At 47.1% G+C, this 15,226-nt stretch carries 13 protein-coding genes; 5 read left to right on the forward strand and 8 right to left on the reverse strand.

What is annotated here, in order from left to right; translation table 11 throughout:
* Positions 1–18 precede the first annotated feature (18 nt).
* Positions 19–1,524, reverse strand: a complete 1,506-nt coding sequence (gene glpK, locus IPL83_10270) for a glycerol kinase GlpK (GenBank protein MBK9039533.1) — start codon at positions 1,522–1,524, stop codon at positions 19–21.
* A 38-nt stretch (positions 1,525–1,562) separates the two neighbouring features.
* Here glpK and IPL83_10275 point away from each other — a divergent pair, with 38 nt between their 5' ends.
* Positions 1,563–2,342, forward strand: coding sequence for an acyltransferase family protein (locus tag IPL83_10275; protein ID MBK9039534.1), 780 nt, complete (start codon positions 1,563–1,565; stop codon positions 2,340–2,342).
* Between the two features lie 146 nt (positions 2,343–2,488).
* Positions 2,489–2,638 (forward strand): hypothetical protein, encoded by a 150-nt coding sequence (locus tag IPL83_10280; protein MBK9039535.1) that lies wholly within the window; start codon positions 2,489–2,491, stop codon positions 2,636–2,638.
* A 28-nt stretch (positions 2,639–2,666) separates the two neighbouring features.
* On the opposite strand, the gene IPL83_10285 is transcribed toward IPL83_10280, so the two are convergent.
* From IPL83_10285 to IPL83_10305, 5 genes are all read right to left on the reverse strand, one after another.
* Positions 2,667–3,161: a CreA family protein gene (locus IPL83_10285; GenBank protein MBK9039536.1), complete on the reverse strand. Its 495-nt coding sequence runs from the start codon at positions 3,159–3,161 to the stop codon at positions 2,667–2,669.
* Positions 3,162–3,290: 129 nt separating this feature from the next.
* Entirely contained in the window at positions 3,291–3,713 is a 423-nt protein-coding gene (locus IPL83_10290) for a hypothetical protein (protein MBK9039537.1), read from the reverse strand.
* Positions 3,714–3,826: 113 nt separating this feature from the next.
* Positions 3,827–5,041, reverse strand: a complete 1,215-nt coding sequence (locus IPL83_10295) for an imidazolonepropionase (GenBank protein ID MBK9039538.1) — start codon at positions 5,039–5,041, stop codon at positions 3,827–3,829.
* 199 nt (positions 5,042–5,240) lie between these two features.
* Positions 5,241–5,399, reverse strand: coding sequence for a hypothetical protein (locus IPL83_10300; GenBank protein MBK9039539.1), 159 nt, complete (start codon positions 5,397–5,399; stop codon positions 5,241–5,243).
* A 37-nt stretch (positions 5,400–5,436) separates the two neighbouring features.
* Positions 5,437–6,231 carry a hypothetical protein gene (locus tag IPL83_10305; GenBank protein MBK9039540.1) on the reverse strand — a complete coding sequence of 265 codons (795 nt, stop codon included), beginning with the start codon at positions 6,229–6,231 and terminating at the stop codon, positions 5,437–5,439.
* Between the two features lie 373 nt (positions 6,232–6,604).
* On the opposite strand from IPL83_10305, the gene IPL83_10310 reads away from it, so the two are divergent.
* The gene (locus IPL83_10310; protein ID MBK9039541.1) at positions 6,605–7,069 is read left to right on the forward strand and encodes an Hsp20/alpha crystallin family protein; all 465 of its coding nucleotides are present in this window, start codon (positions 6,605–6,607) and stop codon (positions 7,067–7,069) included.
* A gap of 156 nt (positions 7,070–7,225) precedes the next feature.
* Here IPL83_10310 and IPL83_10315 read toward each other — a convergent pair whose 3' ends face one another.
* Positions 7,226–8,431, reverse strand: a complete 1,206-nt coding sequence (locus IPL83_10315) for an ammonium transporter (protein ID MBK9039542.1) — start codon at positions 8,429–8,431, stop codon at positions 7,226–7,228.
* 401 nt (positions 8,432–8,832) lie between these two features.
* Here IPL83_10315 and gltB point away from each other — a divergent pair, with 401 nt between their 5' ends.
* On the forward strand, positions 8,833–13,407 hold the full coding sequence (gene gltB, locus IPL83_10320) for a glutamate synthase large subunit (GenBank protein MBK9039543.1): 4,575 nt from the start codon (positions 8,833–8,835) through the stop codon (positions 13,405–13,407).
* Entirely contained in the window at positions 13,400–14,842 is a 1,443-nt protein-coding gene (locus tag IPL83_10325; protein ID MBK9039544.1) for a glutamate synthase subunit beta, read from the forward strand. Before gltB ends, IPL83_10325 begins: the two co-directional genes overlap by 8 nt.
* Here IPL83_10325 and IPL83_10330 read toward each other — a convergent pair.
* Positions 14,839–15,144, reverse strand: a complete 306-nt coding sequence (locus tag IPL83_10330) for a hypothetical protein (protein MBK9039545.1) — start codon at positions 15,142–15,144, stop codon at positions 14,839–14,841. The two genes, IPL83_10325 and IPL83_10330, sit on opposite strands and share 4 nt — an antisense overlap.
* Positions 15,145–15,226 lie beyond the last annotated feature (82 nt).

The raw sequence follows: 15,226 nt of genomic DNA on the forward strand, positions 1-15,226 counted from the left end.
ACAAATCTCAGTTAAATATCAACATTCTGAATGGTACATGGCACGACCAACGGCCTCATGCCAATGAGACAACCGCGTGGACCTTTGCCTCTTGGTGAGCCTGGGAGTAAATTCCTGATCCGCTTTCCAAGCCGCCTTTATTTCATTCAAATCATTCCAAAAACCAACTCCCAGACCGGCCAAAAAAGCAGCGCCAGCCGCAGTTGTCTCAATGAGGCTGGGACGTAATATTACGCTACCCAAATAATCTGCCTGCAATTGCATGAGAAGGTCATTGGCGCTCGCTCCCCCATCAACCCGAAGGCCTTTGAGGCGACGACCAAGATCCTTCTCCATTGCTAACAAAATATCGACATTTTGAAGGGCCATTGATTCCAGAGTTGCTCGAGCCAAATGTGCTCGCTTTGTTCCACGAGTAAGACCCGAAATCAGACCTCTTGCACGAGGATCCCAGTAGGGCGCGCCAAGCCCCGTCAAGGCAGGGACAAACTCAACTCCATCTGAATTTTCCACTTGGCTCGCCAAAACTTCAACCTCACGACTATTCTCAATAAACTCAAGACCGTCTCTCAACCACTGCACCGCTGCTCCGCAAATAAACGCCCCACCCTCAAGAGCATAGGTCAGCTTCTTCTGGCCCTTTAACTGCCAGGCGACCGTCGTCAAAATTCCAGATTTTGACTTGATTGCTTTGTCTCCAGTGTTCATCAAAAGAAAACTGCCAGTGCCAAAGGTGCACTTGGCTTCGCCGGGAGCAAAACAGGTTTGGCCAAATAAGGCTGCTTGTTGGTCTCCGGCAATTCCCGAGATCGGAATCCCATCAGGAAGTCCGGGACAATTTTTTGTGTAGCCAAAAATTCCTGACGACGGCGAGATTTGAGGCAAAATCGCGTCAGGAATAGAGAAAAGTTTCAGCAATTCGGAATCCCAACTTCCTTTGTGAATATTCATCAATTGAGTCCGCGAAGCATTGGAAACATCTGTGCAATGGGATTGTCCAGAAGTGAGACGCCATAAGAGAAATGTATCAATCGTCCCGCCTGCAAGCTGGCCCAGACTTGCGCGCTTCCGAGCCTGACCGACTTCATCTAAAATCCAGCGAAATTTTGATCCTGAAAAATAGGGATCAACAACCAAGCCTGTTTTGTTTTGAATGAGCTTGGCTTTCCCCTTTTTCTTAAGTTTTTCGCAAAACAAAGTGGTCCTGCGACATTGCCAGACAATGGCATTATAAATTGGTCTCTGAGTTTTTCGATCCCAGATCACCGCCGTCTCTCGTTGATTGGTTATTCCAATTCCTGCTATTTGCTGTCCTGAAATTTTGGCCAATTCTAAGGTTTTGCGAATACTTGAAATCACTGAAAGCCATATAGCCTCGGGATTGTGCTCAACCCAACCCGGGCGCGGATAAATCTGCTCAAATTCCTCGTTGGTTTTTGCAAGACATTTACCGTCTTGACCTATAATACTTACAGTTGTGCCGGTTGTTCCTTGATCGATGGACAAAATGTACTGTGTTGACATATGAGAACTCCACTCCCTCTCCAACATAGGTAGTCTCTATGAAAAAATCATCTAAAGATAACACGAAAATTCAATTACCCCTTTTCAGAATTAAGAATTTCCATCACGAAGCATTATTGTACCGCGTAATTCCTCGAATATTCCTTGATCTCTTGGGGAAGTATTTCCGTCTCAAAGTTGAAGGGGGCGAAAATGTCCCCCGCGATGGGAGGGCTATCATCTGCCCCAATCATTCTGGTTATGCCGGAGTAGATGCCCTTATTCTTGCGAATGAAATCCGGAGAAGTTCGGGCCGAACACCGAGAGTTTTAACCCACCATTTGTGGTTTCTCACCAAAAGCACAGCCATCCCAGCAAACAAGCTTGGATTTATTGAAGCAACGGCAACCAATGGCATTCGGTGCTTACTCAAGAACCAGCTCGTCGTTCTTTTTCCTGAAGGCGAGTATGGAAACTTTAAACCAACAAGCAAGGCCTACCGACTGCAAGAATTCAAGCGAGGTTTTGTAAGAATGGCCCTTCTGACGAAAGCGCCAATCATACCTGTCGTTGTGATTGGGGCCGAAGAAACTCACATTAATCTCTCACGCTTGCGCTTACCGAAGGCCCTACATAGCCTCGTTCTTCCCCTACCCTTGAATTTGATTCCTCTCCCAGCAAAATGGAAAATTAGATTTTTAGAACCAATCTACCTCCCTTACAAGGCAGAAGCTGCCGACGACAGAGAACTCGTCCATGATATTTGCCTTGATATCCAGGAACGCATGCAGAAAGCCATCAACAATGAACTTGCCAAACGAAAGTCTATTTTCATTTGAACTGGCCCGCTTGATCGTTGTTTCAAGCTCCCAAGAGCTTGCGGGCCAGTTTAAACCATTCAAGATTGAGACAGTTCATCCGATAAGCAACAATGACAGGCGCAGTTCAAAACAGCCGTGGCCAAATCTTAGTGGAGTACATCCTCTTGATGGTCATCGTGGTTTCCGTCGCACTTCTTATCACGTCGTTCATGGTCAGCCGCAACGCGGATCGGCCTGGATTTCTCATCTCAAAATGGTACCAGATCATTCAAGTGATTGGAGAAGACCCCGCCGACGACCTTAAAACACCATAGACGCCGGCTATCATATATCGTTTGCAGTTTATCGTTTGGACCATGGCTTGATTCTAACTGCAGAAAGAGAACTGCGAGGCGATCCCTCGGTAACCCTTTTTGTATAGACCATGTAGACCACGGTTTGCCTTTTGAAATCAATAAATCGCTCGACATACATTTCCTTAAATACCAGCGACCTTCGCTCAGAGAAGATCCTCTCAGATCCGCCCAATTTATTCGCTTCCGAAAGGTTGACCGGTCCCACTTGAACGCAAGAAATAGATGCATCCGACTGATTATCAGCAACACCAACAGTACCTTCAAAACCACCGGCCTGGGGCCTGCTGACATAGCAACTGATACCTTTTATTTCTGGATCATCTACAATCTCAACTGCAATCTTGTCATTGGGAGTTACCCAATGAAAATCATAGCTGACTTTCCCTAGCTCTTCTGCGTGCGCAAAAGAAGGTGAACCACCCACCCAAAAAATAAGGGAAACTACCGACAATTTTCTTGCTAACGTCAATTTGGATTTCATTTATATACTCCGTGTTTTGACTCTCAAACACCGAATTTTACGGCATTCAAAGGATTCGCCATGGAACTTACCCTTAAACCCCTGCGTCTTTTTTGGATAAAAGTCAACTAGATTCAGAGACATTGCGATCTAGACAGTCAGAGTGGGACCCACAGGTGCAAATATCCTCCAAGTATCAAAGATATCGGATATTTCATCATAGATCTTCTCGAATTCCTCATCGGGAATAAGACCACGAATTCCTACAACATCATCATCGCCCAGACGACTGCGACAAACTGTGCAAGGGGCACTCTCAGGAAAAGAGAGATCAAATGCCTCTGAAGATGGATAGAGCATGACAAACAGATGTTTTCCCATCTGTCGATGCAGCTCCCTCGCTCTCTGATAACCTTCCTTGAGCTCATTTTGCATCCGAAAATAGATTTTCAATGCGACGGCCTCTTGGTATTGCGCAAAATAAAGACGAATGGGACCATCAAAAATCGCAGCATTAAAGGCCGGCGAATAAAAATTGGACTGAGTCAAACTGGTCACTGATTCGTTCATCATTTTTTCCATCCATTGAATAATAATGAATAACGCTGAAAGTACCCCAAGACTATTCAAGGATACTTCTCAAAAGCAAAACTTATTTAAGATATTTTAAGCTTTTTTCTCAATTATCATCTGGAATTGAAGATTCTTTTTCCCTTTACCCAGGATTCGACCACAGGAAGGTGACCTACCTGCATAAATAGGTCTTGCCAACGCCCGTCTATCAGTATGAGATCAGCAGATTTTTCGGCTTCAATTGATCCGCAGACATTGCCTAACCCCAAAGCTGCCGCTGCATTTACCGTGTAAGCCGCCAAGACTTCGGCCAAAGTCATCCGCATCTCTACGCGTGCAAGCACCCCGACCAAAGCCAAGTCCCAGCTTGGCGAACTTCCAGGATTAAAATCAGTCGCTAGCGCTACTCTCGCTCCGGCATCCAGCAGGTCCCGTGCAGGCGGATAGGGCATGCGCAAATAAAAATCAGCTGTGGGCAGCAATACACAAACGGTTTCAGATTTCGAAAGCTGAATCACATCTTCAGGCGATATATGGACCAAATGATCCACTGATTGTGCTGCCAATTCAGCTCCTAAAACCCCACCCCCTAGGCGCTGAAGCTGATCCATGTGGCCCGTCAGGCCAAAACCCAATTCTTTGGCTGCCTCCAGATACCGTCTGCCCTGCTCAAGGCTAAAGAACCCTTTCTCAATAAAAATATCCGCTCGCTCAGCGAGTTTGCCCTTCATGACCGCAGGAAGCATTGATTCGATCACTTCGTCCAAATATTCATCACGACCAAGAGCATCCTCGGGAAGAGCATGAGGCCCAAGGAATGTTCTGACCACACGAGGGCCTTTGACTTTGCCAGCGACACCAAGCATTTTAAGTTCAGTTTCCAAATCAAGCCCATATCCGCTCTTGATCTCCAAGGTTCCAACCCCTTGACGGAGGAAGGCATCCACTCGTGGCTTCAATAATTCCATGAGCTCTCTCTCATCCGCAATCCGAGTGTGATGAACCGTGGACAAAATCCCCCCGCCTCTCTGAGAGATTTCTTGATACGTCGCGCCCTGTACGCGTTGCTCAAACTCATCCGCTCGGCTTCCCGCAAAAACACTGTGCGTGTGTGCCTCGACAAAAGCCGGTAGAACACTGAGACCACTGCAATCCACCTCCTCCAGGCTTGCCTTTCCAGTTAGACTCTTAATCACGTGACTGGATAGCTGTCGTTCGGGACCCGCCCAACGAATTTCACCCGCTTCAACCACAATCGCCCCATCCGAAATGATACCAAGATCCTTCGTTGTGGGGCGGCGCCCCTTCTTTTCTGAGACTCCACTCATCGTCAACAGCTCGTCGATTCGACGAAAAATAACAAATTGAGCCAAGCTTCACCCCCGTTCGATGGTCTGAACCAATTAAAAACTGAAGAATCCCAATTGATCTCTCACATCTCTAGTGCACTGATGACTTCAGATGCAACAAGGAAATGGACCCAGAGAAAGTTTTGAAAAATGCCAGCTGGCCCGCATGATTGTTGTTCTAAACTCCGGGGCACCTGGCTGAACTAAATCTCAGGAGTCCAGGATCTTCAAACATGCGTCCGGCAGCAGCGCTCACGTTGTGAGCGCTGCACCAAGCCGAACTCGATCCTGAATTCCTGAGATTTAGTTCAGCCAGCTCCGCGAGTCTTGGATACAACAAATTCACCGAAGGCTTGCGGGCCAGTTTATTTTAGTCAAGGACGGCGGCGAATACGGAGCGCAACTTGTAAACATTTGTCACCAGGTTTAATTTCATATGGCAGGGTCGCCTCAAGATCAAGGTCCTCTCGGCTAAGATACTGATTGATCTCTGTAGACAGATTTTGAATACCAACTCTGTTAAACTCGTCCTCTCTCATCTCGTGAAAATACCAGGCATTGGGTTCTAGCTGATCAAGAATCGCGTTCAAATTTTTCGCGTCTGGAACTCCCACAATACCGGCTTCTAAAACGCCGAGCAGAGGGCCTCCCATTAAGTGCTCGCTCAATATTGCCTGCATGTGCTGGATCGAGGAGCGGTCGGCCCGGTGTAAAAAAATACGTTTAACGATAACACTTTTGATTCCTGGCACGCGAAACTCTGCTCGAATGATCATTGGCGAACGACCAGTGATACGGGTCTCAGAATTTTTCAACCAATCTGCGCCAGAAATCTGCAGGAAGTCCTCGGCCCGAAATTCAAGTTGGTCTTTAACGAACCCGATATCCTCAATTGTAAATGAAGATGCCAGCCTTTCTAAACGATGTTTAATAGAATACAAAACATGAAGGTAACCTTGGCCCCAACCGCCGTTCAAAAGATCGAGCAAATGATAGTTTTCCGCGCCCGGAAAGTCGACCATTGGGCGAAAAATGTCGGGTCCAGACGCAATGTAAAGTGCGTTTGATTCTGGCAATGAGATGGGATTGATTTCACGATATTCGACTCCACGGAACATGGAGAAAGCTTCGGACGGAAACTCAGCGGCATATCGCCGACTTCCAGCCATTACAAAACCACGGAATTGCCATTTCCTTATTTGAAAGTCGGCTAGCGAGGACATCTCCGCATGAAGCAAAAGAATCTTGTACCAAAAATAGAGACGAAAATGAAATCACACAAACTAACAGCCGCACAAATAACTGGACCTTTCGTTGATCGGAAGATGTCACAGATCTGCTTTGAGTTTCAAGGAAAATTCGCCTCAAGAATTGAATTCGAGACGAATCGCCAAAGTCAGTGAGAAATAATGGCTCGGCGAATCCTCATTTCATCTGCCTGAGAGCTCTAGAAGCGATTTCAAGGTGGCCCGCGATTTGCTCTGACCACCTCATGTGATTCACAACAACATGTGTGCAATACGCACAGGAGGAGATACAGATATGAAAAATCCGCTTGCCAATTTACCAGAAAGGCTCCGCCGACGAGTTCCAACTGCTATGAAGGCCCTGCTAGAAATGGAAAATGAGATGGATCGAGTTTTTCAGACGTCATCGTTTTGGCCAGAAGAAGTTGGCTCCTTCGATTTCTCTCCAGCCTGCGATTTTAAGGATACAGGCAAGGAGTATGTTATTAATTTTGATATCCCGGGCATAAAAAGGGAAGACGTGAAAATTGAAATGGAAAACAATAGACTTACCGTGAGCGGCGAGAGAAGTGTTCGCCGGGACGAGAAGGAGGCTAGGTATCTCCTGTCTGAGTCTTGTTCTGGGTATTTTATGCGTTCGTTTAGTTTACCAAACCTTGTAGATGAGAGCCGAGTCGATGCCCAGTATGCCGATGGTGTTTTAACTATCACGGTTCCCAAAATAGAGGCGTCGAAGGCCAAACAAATCAAAATTCACTGATGGGTTCCTGCCTGGGTTGCTAAACCTCAAGGCCACGGAAAAAGAGAAGAGAATTAAAAAAAGCGGCGAAGCTTGAGGCTTAGGTTGAGGGTCAGCTCCGCCGCAGATAAATCATGTCAAAATAGTTAGGAAGAAAACGCGCAGCTTGCATCTCTTCTAATGAGCAAGTTGTTCATTGTGCTGATGAAGATCCAAACCAAGTTCCTCCCCATCAACTGAGACTTCGAGCTTCTCTATTAACCGAACCAATTTCAGTCCAATCCAAGTCATTACCACTACGAACACCACAACAAGAGACAGTGCTGCCATATGTTTTAACAAAAGAACGGAGCTACCATAAATTAGCCCGCCTTCCTCAGCAAAAACTGCCGTGAGCAACATTCCTACGATTCCGCCCACTCCATGACAGGGAAAAACATCCAAGGTGTCATCGATTCCTTTCTTTGCCCGCCAAATCACCACTGAATAGCTAATCGCCGATGCAACGGCCCCAATAAAGAGACTTGCTCCGAACGAAACATAGCCAGCTGCTGGAGTTATCGCCACCAATCCGACAACAGCGCCAACGCAGGCACCAAGACAGCTTGGTTTTTTCTTTAATTTCCAATCAAGAAGAACCCAAACTAACATCGCTGTCGCAGAGGCCGTATTTGTTGTCAAAAACGCCTGAACAGCTTGTCCGTTGGCTGCCAGGGCAGAACCCGCATTAAAACCAAACCATCCAAACCAAAGCATCCCCGTTCCCAAAAGCACAAATGGAATATTTGAAGGCGCATGGGTTCTATCTTGCCGTCCCCTCATCATCAGAGCGGCCACCAAAGCCGCAATTCCAGCTGAAATATGTACAACCGTTCCACCTGCAAAATCTAAAACACCCCATTTTCGCAAGAAGCCCTCGGGATGCCAGGCCCAGTGAGCGAGCGGAGTATAAATAAACAAACTGAAGAAGACGCAGAAAATGAGATAGGACTTAAACCGAACTCTCTCGGCGAAGGCTCCCGTAATAAGAGCCGGGGTGATTATCGCAAATTTCATCTGGAACAGAACAAATAAGGCAAAAGGAATTGTCGCCGCAAATGTGGGATTGGGATGCACTCCCACATTTCGGAGCCCAAGGTAAGTGAGCGGGTTTCCGATCACCCCTCCTAGGCTTTCCCCAAATGCAAGACTGAAGCCCACAACGACCCAAAGGACGCTAACTAAACCCATTGAAACGAAACTTTGGAACATGGTGGATATAAGATTTTTTTTCTTGACCATTCCACCGTAGAAAAAGGCAAGTCCCGGAGTCATCAGAAGAACCAAACCCGATGCAGTTAGCAACCATGCCGTATCGCCGGCGTTGATCTCTTGGATTGGCATTGTAAGCCCCCTCGTATCATCCGATTGGAATACTCAGACAAGTAATTGATATTTTCTAGATTCAAGATCCCTGTCAGAAACCATTATTCAAAATTAAAAAACTCGTCAACCCAGCAATACAAATTAATTAAAGAGAAAATTCGCTCGCACAAGATATTCACTGTTAGAGGAAATTCTAAATCGGGGGAACTGCAAATTTGACTCTTGTGGAATCTCCAGATCTTTGCGATAAGCAATTCTTCGGAACAAGAAAATACGGCAGGAACTGCGGGATTTCAAACAATTGAGGGATAGGGACTCCCAGGTTCTCCAGACGCTAGTATAAAACGACAGCAAAATGAAAAGACAAGAACTCCCCTTTAACCATCATTCAAGGAGCTGGTAAATTGAGGAACCATGGAATGCCCAAACAGCAGGGTCTCTATGATCCGAGTCTAGAGAAAGGATCTTGTGGCGTAGGATTTATCGCGCAAATCAATGGCCAGAAATCTTCGGCAATTGTTCATCAGGCTCTTGAGCTACTTAAGAATCTTGAACACCGAGGGGCCGAAGGTGCTGATGAAAAGTCGGGCGATGGAGCTGGAATTCTCTGCCAAATACCTCACGACTTTCTCGTCTCTGTCACTCATGGAATCGGAATTCACTTGCCTGCGCCTGGGCACTACGGCGTGGGAATGATGTTTCTCCCAAGAGATGATTTTGAAAGAAGAACCGTTCGAAATATTGTTAAACAAGCCGTCGCTGAAGCCGGATTCAATTTTCTCGGATGGCGTTCTGTCCCTGTTGACGGAGAAACAATTGGCCCCTTAGCGCGGTCGTTCCAACCCAGGATCAGGCAATTTTTTGTCACTCACCCCCATGGTCCCGGTCCCTCCGAAACCTTTGAGAGACAACTTTACCTAATCAGAAGACGAATTGAAAAAATGGTCGAAGAGGCATGCCTTCATCCCTCCCAAAGCGCCTACGTCCTGTCTTTGTCCGCCAACACTCTTATATACAAAGGAATGCTCAAACCGAGCCAACTCGATCAATTTTTTCTTGATCTAAAAAGTCCCTTATTTTGCTCCTCCCTCGCTTTGGTGCACTCGCGATTCAGCACAAACACCTTTCCTTCTTGGTCGCTCGCTCAACCCTTTCGCCATCTTTGCCACAACGGAGAAATCAACACTCTCAAAGGCAACCGAAAGTGGATGAGAGCCCGTGAAGGTCGGTTCACGAGTTCATTGCTTGGCGAAAGTCATGCTCAAACGCTGCCTCTCCTCCACCCATCTGAAAGCGATTCGGCAAGCCTGGATCGTACTCTAGAACTTCTTTACCAAAATGGACGAAGTCTCGCCCACGCTGGCCTGATGTTAATTCCTGATCCCTGGGAAAACCGTCAACAATTGTCACCACAGGAGTATGACTTCTACCGGCATCACTCTATGCTGATGGAGCCCTGGGACGGTCCTGCCGCTGTCTGTTTTACCAATGGTCGACAGATCGGTGCCAAACTTGATCGTAACGGTCTCCGACCTTTGCGGTATTTCAGAACAAAGGATGGACGAGTGATTCTCTCCTCCGAAGCGGGAGCTGTTCGTGAGGACGAAGATCAAATTTCTTATAAAGGTCGAGTCGCCCCTGGACAGATTCTTATTGTGGACACCGACAAACAAAAGATATTCAATGATCGAGAGATTAGAACAGAACTCGCTCAGATGGCTCCCTATGGCGACTGGCTCAAACGGAGCGCTGTGCGATTGAAAGAAATCACGACGTTCGATCATAAGCCAGGCAAGGCCACCAACAGACCTGCGAAACACGACACTGAGGACGAGAGCCAATTTGAAGTCGATGAATTCACCAGACTCCAAGCTGCCTTTGGCTACACCAGAGAGGAAATCGAATCCGTTATTTTGCCTATGACTCGAGATGGAAAGGAAGTTGTCTCCTCAATGGGAAATGACACTCCCCTTGCCATCCTCTCTGAGCAACCTCAATTGCTCTTTAATTATTTTCGCCAATCATTTGCGCAAGTCACAAATCCACCGATTGACCCTATTCGTGAAAATCAGGTGATGTCTCTCTTGTCATGGATAGGACCACTGCCTTCTCTTTTATCAGAAGGCGTTGCTACAAGAATCAGAGTCAAGTGTCCCAGTCCTCTCCTGAGTCAGGACGAACTCGAGAGCCTTCTGCGCTGGGAACATTCAGATTGGAAGGTCCATCGCCTTTCCCTACTTTATAAAGCACAAGATAAAGAAAGTTTAACTCATGCTCTCGATGACTTGATCCAAAAAGTGGATAAAATGGTTGCTGACGGCGTCACTTGTCTTGTTCTCAGTGACCGGGGACTTGATGCTCAGCATTTGCCAATTCCAAGTCTACTCGCAGTAAGTGCCGTCCACCAGCACCTGATTCGTCAAAAGGCGCGCTCGCAAATTGATCTTTTAATAGAGAGTGCAGAACCTCGAACCGTTCATCACGTAGCTTGCCTGCTAGGTTACGGGGCCAGTGGCATAGTTCCCTATTTAGTTTATGAAACTCTTCGCCGAGAGCTCCAGCTAGATTCAGATTCAAGAGATTGGCATCAAGCCTTGGGTCGATATCGCCATGCAATTGATACTGGACTCCTCAAGATATTTTCAAGAATGGGCATCTCGACAGCTCAGTCCTATAAAGGTGCTCAGATTTTTGAGATCCTCGGGATCAGTCGCCGTGTTGTAGACATCCATTTTTCAGGATCTCTTTCTCGGCTGGATGGATTAGGCTTGCGTGAAATTCAGGAAGAAAGCAAGCGTCGGCACGATCTTGCCTATGGCGCCCGTTTCAATTCTATTCCCGCTGGAAACGACATTCATTATAGACCCAAGGGAGAACAACACAGTTGGCGACCTGAAGTAATAGAAAATTTGCAAGTTGCTGTTCGCACTGATAGCAAAACAGCATTTAGGAAGTATTCAGAACTTCTGAATGAAGAATCTAAGCAACCTACCAATCTGAGAAATCTCCTCCGCCTGCGTTTTGTTCCAACACCTTTGTCCCTCAGTAAAGTCGAATCGGCTTCGAGCATCGTCAAGTGTTTCACTACGGGCGCGATGTCGCTTGGAGCGCTCAGTGAAGAAGTTCATCAAACGCTAGCCAAAACAATGAATCGGCTTGGAGCCAAGAGCAATTCTGGCGAAGGAGGCGAAGATCCCCTTCGCTATCAGTCTTCAGGTCAAACTGAGAATTTAAATTCGGCCATCAAGCAAGTTGCTTCTGGAAGATTTGGAGTCACGGCAGCTTATTTGCGGAGTGCCCAAGAGATACAAATCAAAATGGCCCAAGGAGCAAAACCGGGAGAAGGAGGCCAGCTTCCTGGCGACAAGGTCGATCGGACGATCGCTCGGCTGCGGCACGCCACGCCAGGAGTGCCTTTGATCTCTCCACCTCCCCACCACGATATTTATTCGATTGAAGATCTCAAGCAGCTCATCTTTGATTTGCGAAATTTGAATCCCAAAGCTGCAATATCAGTAAAACTCGTCTCTCAAGCTGGAGTCGGAACAGTCGCAGCCGGAGTTGCAAAAGCCTACGCCGATAAGATTCTCATTAGTGGTGATACCGGAGGAACGGGCGCAGCTCCACTCTCATCGATAAAGCATGTTGGAGCTCCCTGGGAGATGGGTTTGGCCGAGACCCACCAAACGCTGGTTCTCAACGGAATGAGGGACAAAGTTCGACTTGAATCAGATGGCCAAATGAGAACAGGCCGCGATATCGCGATCGCCTGCATCTTGGGTGCTGACGAGTTCGGCTTTTCAACAGCACCCCTCATTACTCAGGGTTGCTTGATGATGAGAAAATGTCATCTCAATACTTGCCCCGTCGGAATTGCCACTCAAGATCCGATTTTGCGCGAACGATTTAAGGGCTCCTCAGAGTATTTGATCCGATATTTCTTTTTTGTGGCCGAGGAAGTTCGGCAAATCATGGCTAAGATGGGATTTCGAAGTCTCAAAGAAATGCGCGGACGAGTCGATCGCCTCGATTGGGACCAAAATCATCAGAATTGGAAGATAAAAACTTTGGACCTCTCGGCTCTCTTGCATCGAAGTCAAACCGTCCATTCTTTTCCTAAACGGACCAATTCGCGTGTGGCGCATCCCGATAAGGTGTTGGATCGCGAACTCATTTCGCTGACTGAAAAATCTCTTGAACAAAATGAACCCATCTCCATTCGCATGAATATTAAAAATACCAATCTTTGTATAGGAACGCTACTTTCTGGCCATTTGGTTGAAAAGTACGGAGCTTCAGGCCTGAGCGCAGATAGCATTTGCCTTTTGCTGAAGGGCTCCGCCGGACAGAGTTTGGGGGCCTTCCTCATTCCAGGAGTTTCCATACAAATCGAAGGTGAAGCCAACGATTACGCGGGAAAGGGACTTTGTGGTGGAAAAATTGCCATCTTCCCACCAGCGAACAGCCCTCTCTTGCCGTCTGAATCCATCATAGTTGGCAATACATCACTCTACGGAGCCACATCTGGTGAGTTTTATGCTTATGGTCTTGCGGGAGAGCGTTTTGCCGTACGAAACAGTGGCGCCACCGCTGTCATTGAGGGAGTGGGAGATCATGGCTGTGAATACATGACGGGCGGAACTGTCGTCATTTTAGGTCCTGTGGGACGAAACTTTGCCGCAGGAGTGTCGGGTGGACAGATTTTTGTCTGGGATCAAAGTAAAACACTCTTGGACAATATAAATCCAGAAATGGTTACAGCTTTGCCGCTTCACAATGACAAACAAGAGCAGATTCTAAGGCAGATGATAGAAAAGCACTATTCCTTTACGAACAGCCGCCGAGCTCTTGAAATCTTAGAAAACTGGGAAATCAATCTGCCTCTCTTTTTTGCGGTCACTTGGCGCGGGGAAACTATGCCTCAAAAAAAATATTCGAGCACAACTCCAAAACTTGACATAAGCAAACAGCCGCCTGAGGTTCAACATGGGTGATATTCGCGGTTTTCTCAAGTATCCGAGAAGGGGCCATACCTATCGACCGGTGGAGGAGCGAAAAAAAGATTGGAAAGAGGTGGAAGTCAAACCTCCATCTGATGGCGTTCAAAAACAGGCAGGCCGATGCATGGACTGCGGTGTTCCGTTTTGCATGAGCCACCACGGTTGTCCTCTCGAAAACTTGATTCCTGAATGGAATAATAAATTTCACGCGGGAGACACATTTTCTGCGTGGCAGGCTCTGGAGGAGACAAATAATTTTCCGGAGATAACGGGACGCCTCTGCCCCGCTCCCTGCGAAACATCATGCGTTGCAGGGAAAGACGGTGAGCCTGTCGCGATTCGGGCCATCGAACAAACTCTTGCCGATTTGGCACTGGCAAAAAACTGGATCAAACCTCTACCACCCAAAAAGCGCCTTGCTCAAAGCATTGCCCTGATCGGATCAGGCCCTGCGGGCTTGACTGCCGGCCAACAACTCAACCGCCTCGGATATAAGGTCAGCATTTTTGAGAAATCCCCCAAACCAGGCGGACTTCTTCGCTATGGTATTCCCAATTTCAAATATGAAAAATCAGGACTGGACTTGAGAATCCATCAGTTGGAATCCGAGGGAATCAATTTTCGATGTGGAATTGAAATTGATAAGGATATTTCAATTGATCAACTCGCCTCTGAATTTGATGTCATTGGTCTGACTATGGGAGCAGAACAGCCACGAGATCTGGACTTACCAGGTCGGGCTCTCGGTGGAATTCATTTCGCAATGGAATTCTTAGTTCAGCAAAATATCCTCAACTCCGGAGATAAACTGTCCCCCGATAGAATGATTTCTGCATTGAATAAAAACGTGATCGTCATTGGCGGGGGAGATACCGGGTCAGATTGCGTTGGGACTGCAATACGTCAGGGAGCAAAGAGCGTTCTTCAACTAGAAGTGCAACCTCGCCCCCCACTTTTGCGGAGCAATGGAACCCCTTGGCCTCAGTGGCCGATGAAAATGAGAGTTTCACACGCTCACGAGGAAGGCGGAGAAAGACAGTGGTCAATTCTCACTCAGGAGTTTCTCGGCAATGACAAGGCTCAAGTCTCTGGACTGCGAATCATGGACGCGAAAACAGATGGAAGTGGCACGGAAATAAACGCTTTGAGTTCAGAACTCAAAGCTGACTTGGTTTTAATTGCGATCGGATTTAGCGGTCCTCGGCGACAAGGAATCCTAGATAAAATAGGCATTCAACTTGATGCCCAAAACCGCCCCATCACAAACAAAAACTATCAAACATCGATCCCCCACATTTTTGCGGCCGGTGATGTTCGCCGTGGACAATCGCTGATCGTTTGGGCTATCGCTGAAGGCAGGAAAATGGCTGAAGCCATTGATACCTACCTCCAAACGGACGCATCAAATCGCCTGACCTTGACCCGCTAAGGGCAATTTTGCCCTGAGCCTCTTTTTTCTTTGGTCCGAACAGGCCAATCCGGAGCTCCCAAGTAGGGCGGTTCGACGATTTGTTGCCGTTCACGATGGAAAAGGCGGTGAAATGCATTCCGTAAGAGAGAATGATCCTCTTCTCTATAAGCCTGTTGGCGATCGCGTGGGTAATTAGAGCTATCAGTTCTATAAATCCAATCCCCATGTTCCTTACCGGAATGAGCAGCTGAGGCCTGTTTGGTTTGAAAAAATACAAAAATACTGGCGCAGAATAAAAGAACAAAAATCCCGTTTCTCATTTTAAATCTCCTGATTAAATCTCCTGAATCTACATTTTTTTGATACCCCGCCGAGACTGTACCCGCTCTCATTGAATAATGA

The sequence above is a fragment of the Bdellovibrionales bacterium genome (assembly GCA_016716765.1).
In the GTDB taxonomy this organism is placed as follows: Bacteria; Bdellovibrionota; Bdellovibrionia; order Bdellovibrionales; family UBA1609; genus JADJVA01.

Coding starts and splice junctions, on each gene's coding strand:
- IPL83_10315 (MBK9039542.1), bottom strand. CDS start 8,431: ATGCCAATCCAAGAGATCAACGCCGGCGATACGGCATGGTTGCTAACT.
- IPL83_10290 (MBK9039537.1), bottom strand. CDS start 3,713: ATGATGAACGAATCAGTGACCAGTTTGACTCAGTCCAATTTTTATTCG.
- IPL83_10275 (MBK9039534.1), top strand. CDS start 1,563: ATGAAAAAATCATCTAAAGATAACACGAAAATTCAATTACCCCTTTTC.
- IPL83_10295 (MBK9039538.1), bottom strand. CDS start 5,041: ATGAGTGGAGTCTCAGAAAAGAAGGGGCGCCGCCCCACAACGAAGGAT.
- glpK (MBK9039533.1), bottom strand. CDS start 1,524: ATGTCAACACAGTACATTTTGTCCATCGATCAAGGAACAACCGGCACA.
- IPL83_10330 (MBK9039545.1), bottom strand. CDS start 15,144: ATGAGAAACGGGATTTTTGTTCTTTTATTCTGCGCCAGTATTTTTGTA.
- IPL83_10305 (MBK9039540.1), bottom strand. CDS start 6,231: ATGGCTGGAAGTCGGCGATATGCCGCTGAGTTTCCGTCCGAAGCTTTC.
- IPL83_10325 (MBK9039544.1), top strand. CDS start 13,400: ATGGGTGATATTCGCGGTTTTCTCAAGTATCCGAGAAGGGGCCATACC.
- IPL83_10310 (MBK9039541.1), top strand. CDS start 6,605: ATGAAAAATCCGCTTGCCAATTTACCAGAAAGGCTCCGCCGACGAGTT.
- gltB (MBK9039543.1), top strand. CDS start 8,833: ATGCCCAAACAGCAGGGTCTCTATGATCCGAGTCTAGAGAAAGGATCT.
- IPL83_10285 (MBK9039536.1), bottom strand. CDS start 3,161: ATGAAATCCAAATTGACGTTAGCAAGAAAATTGTCGGTAGTTTCCCTT.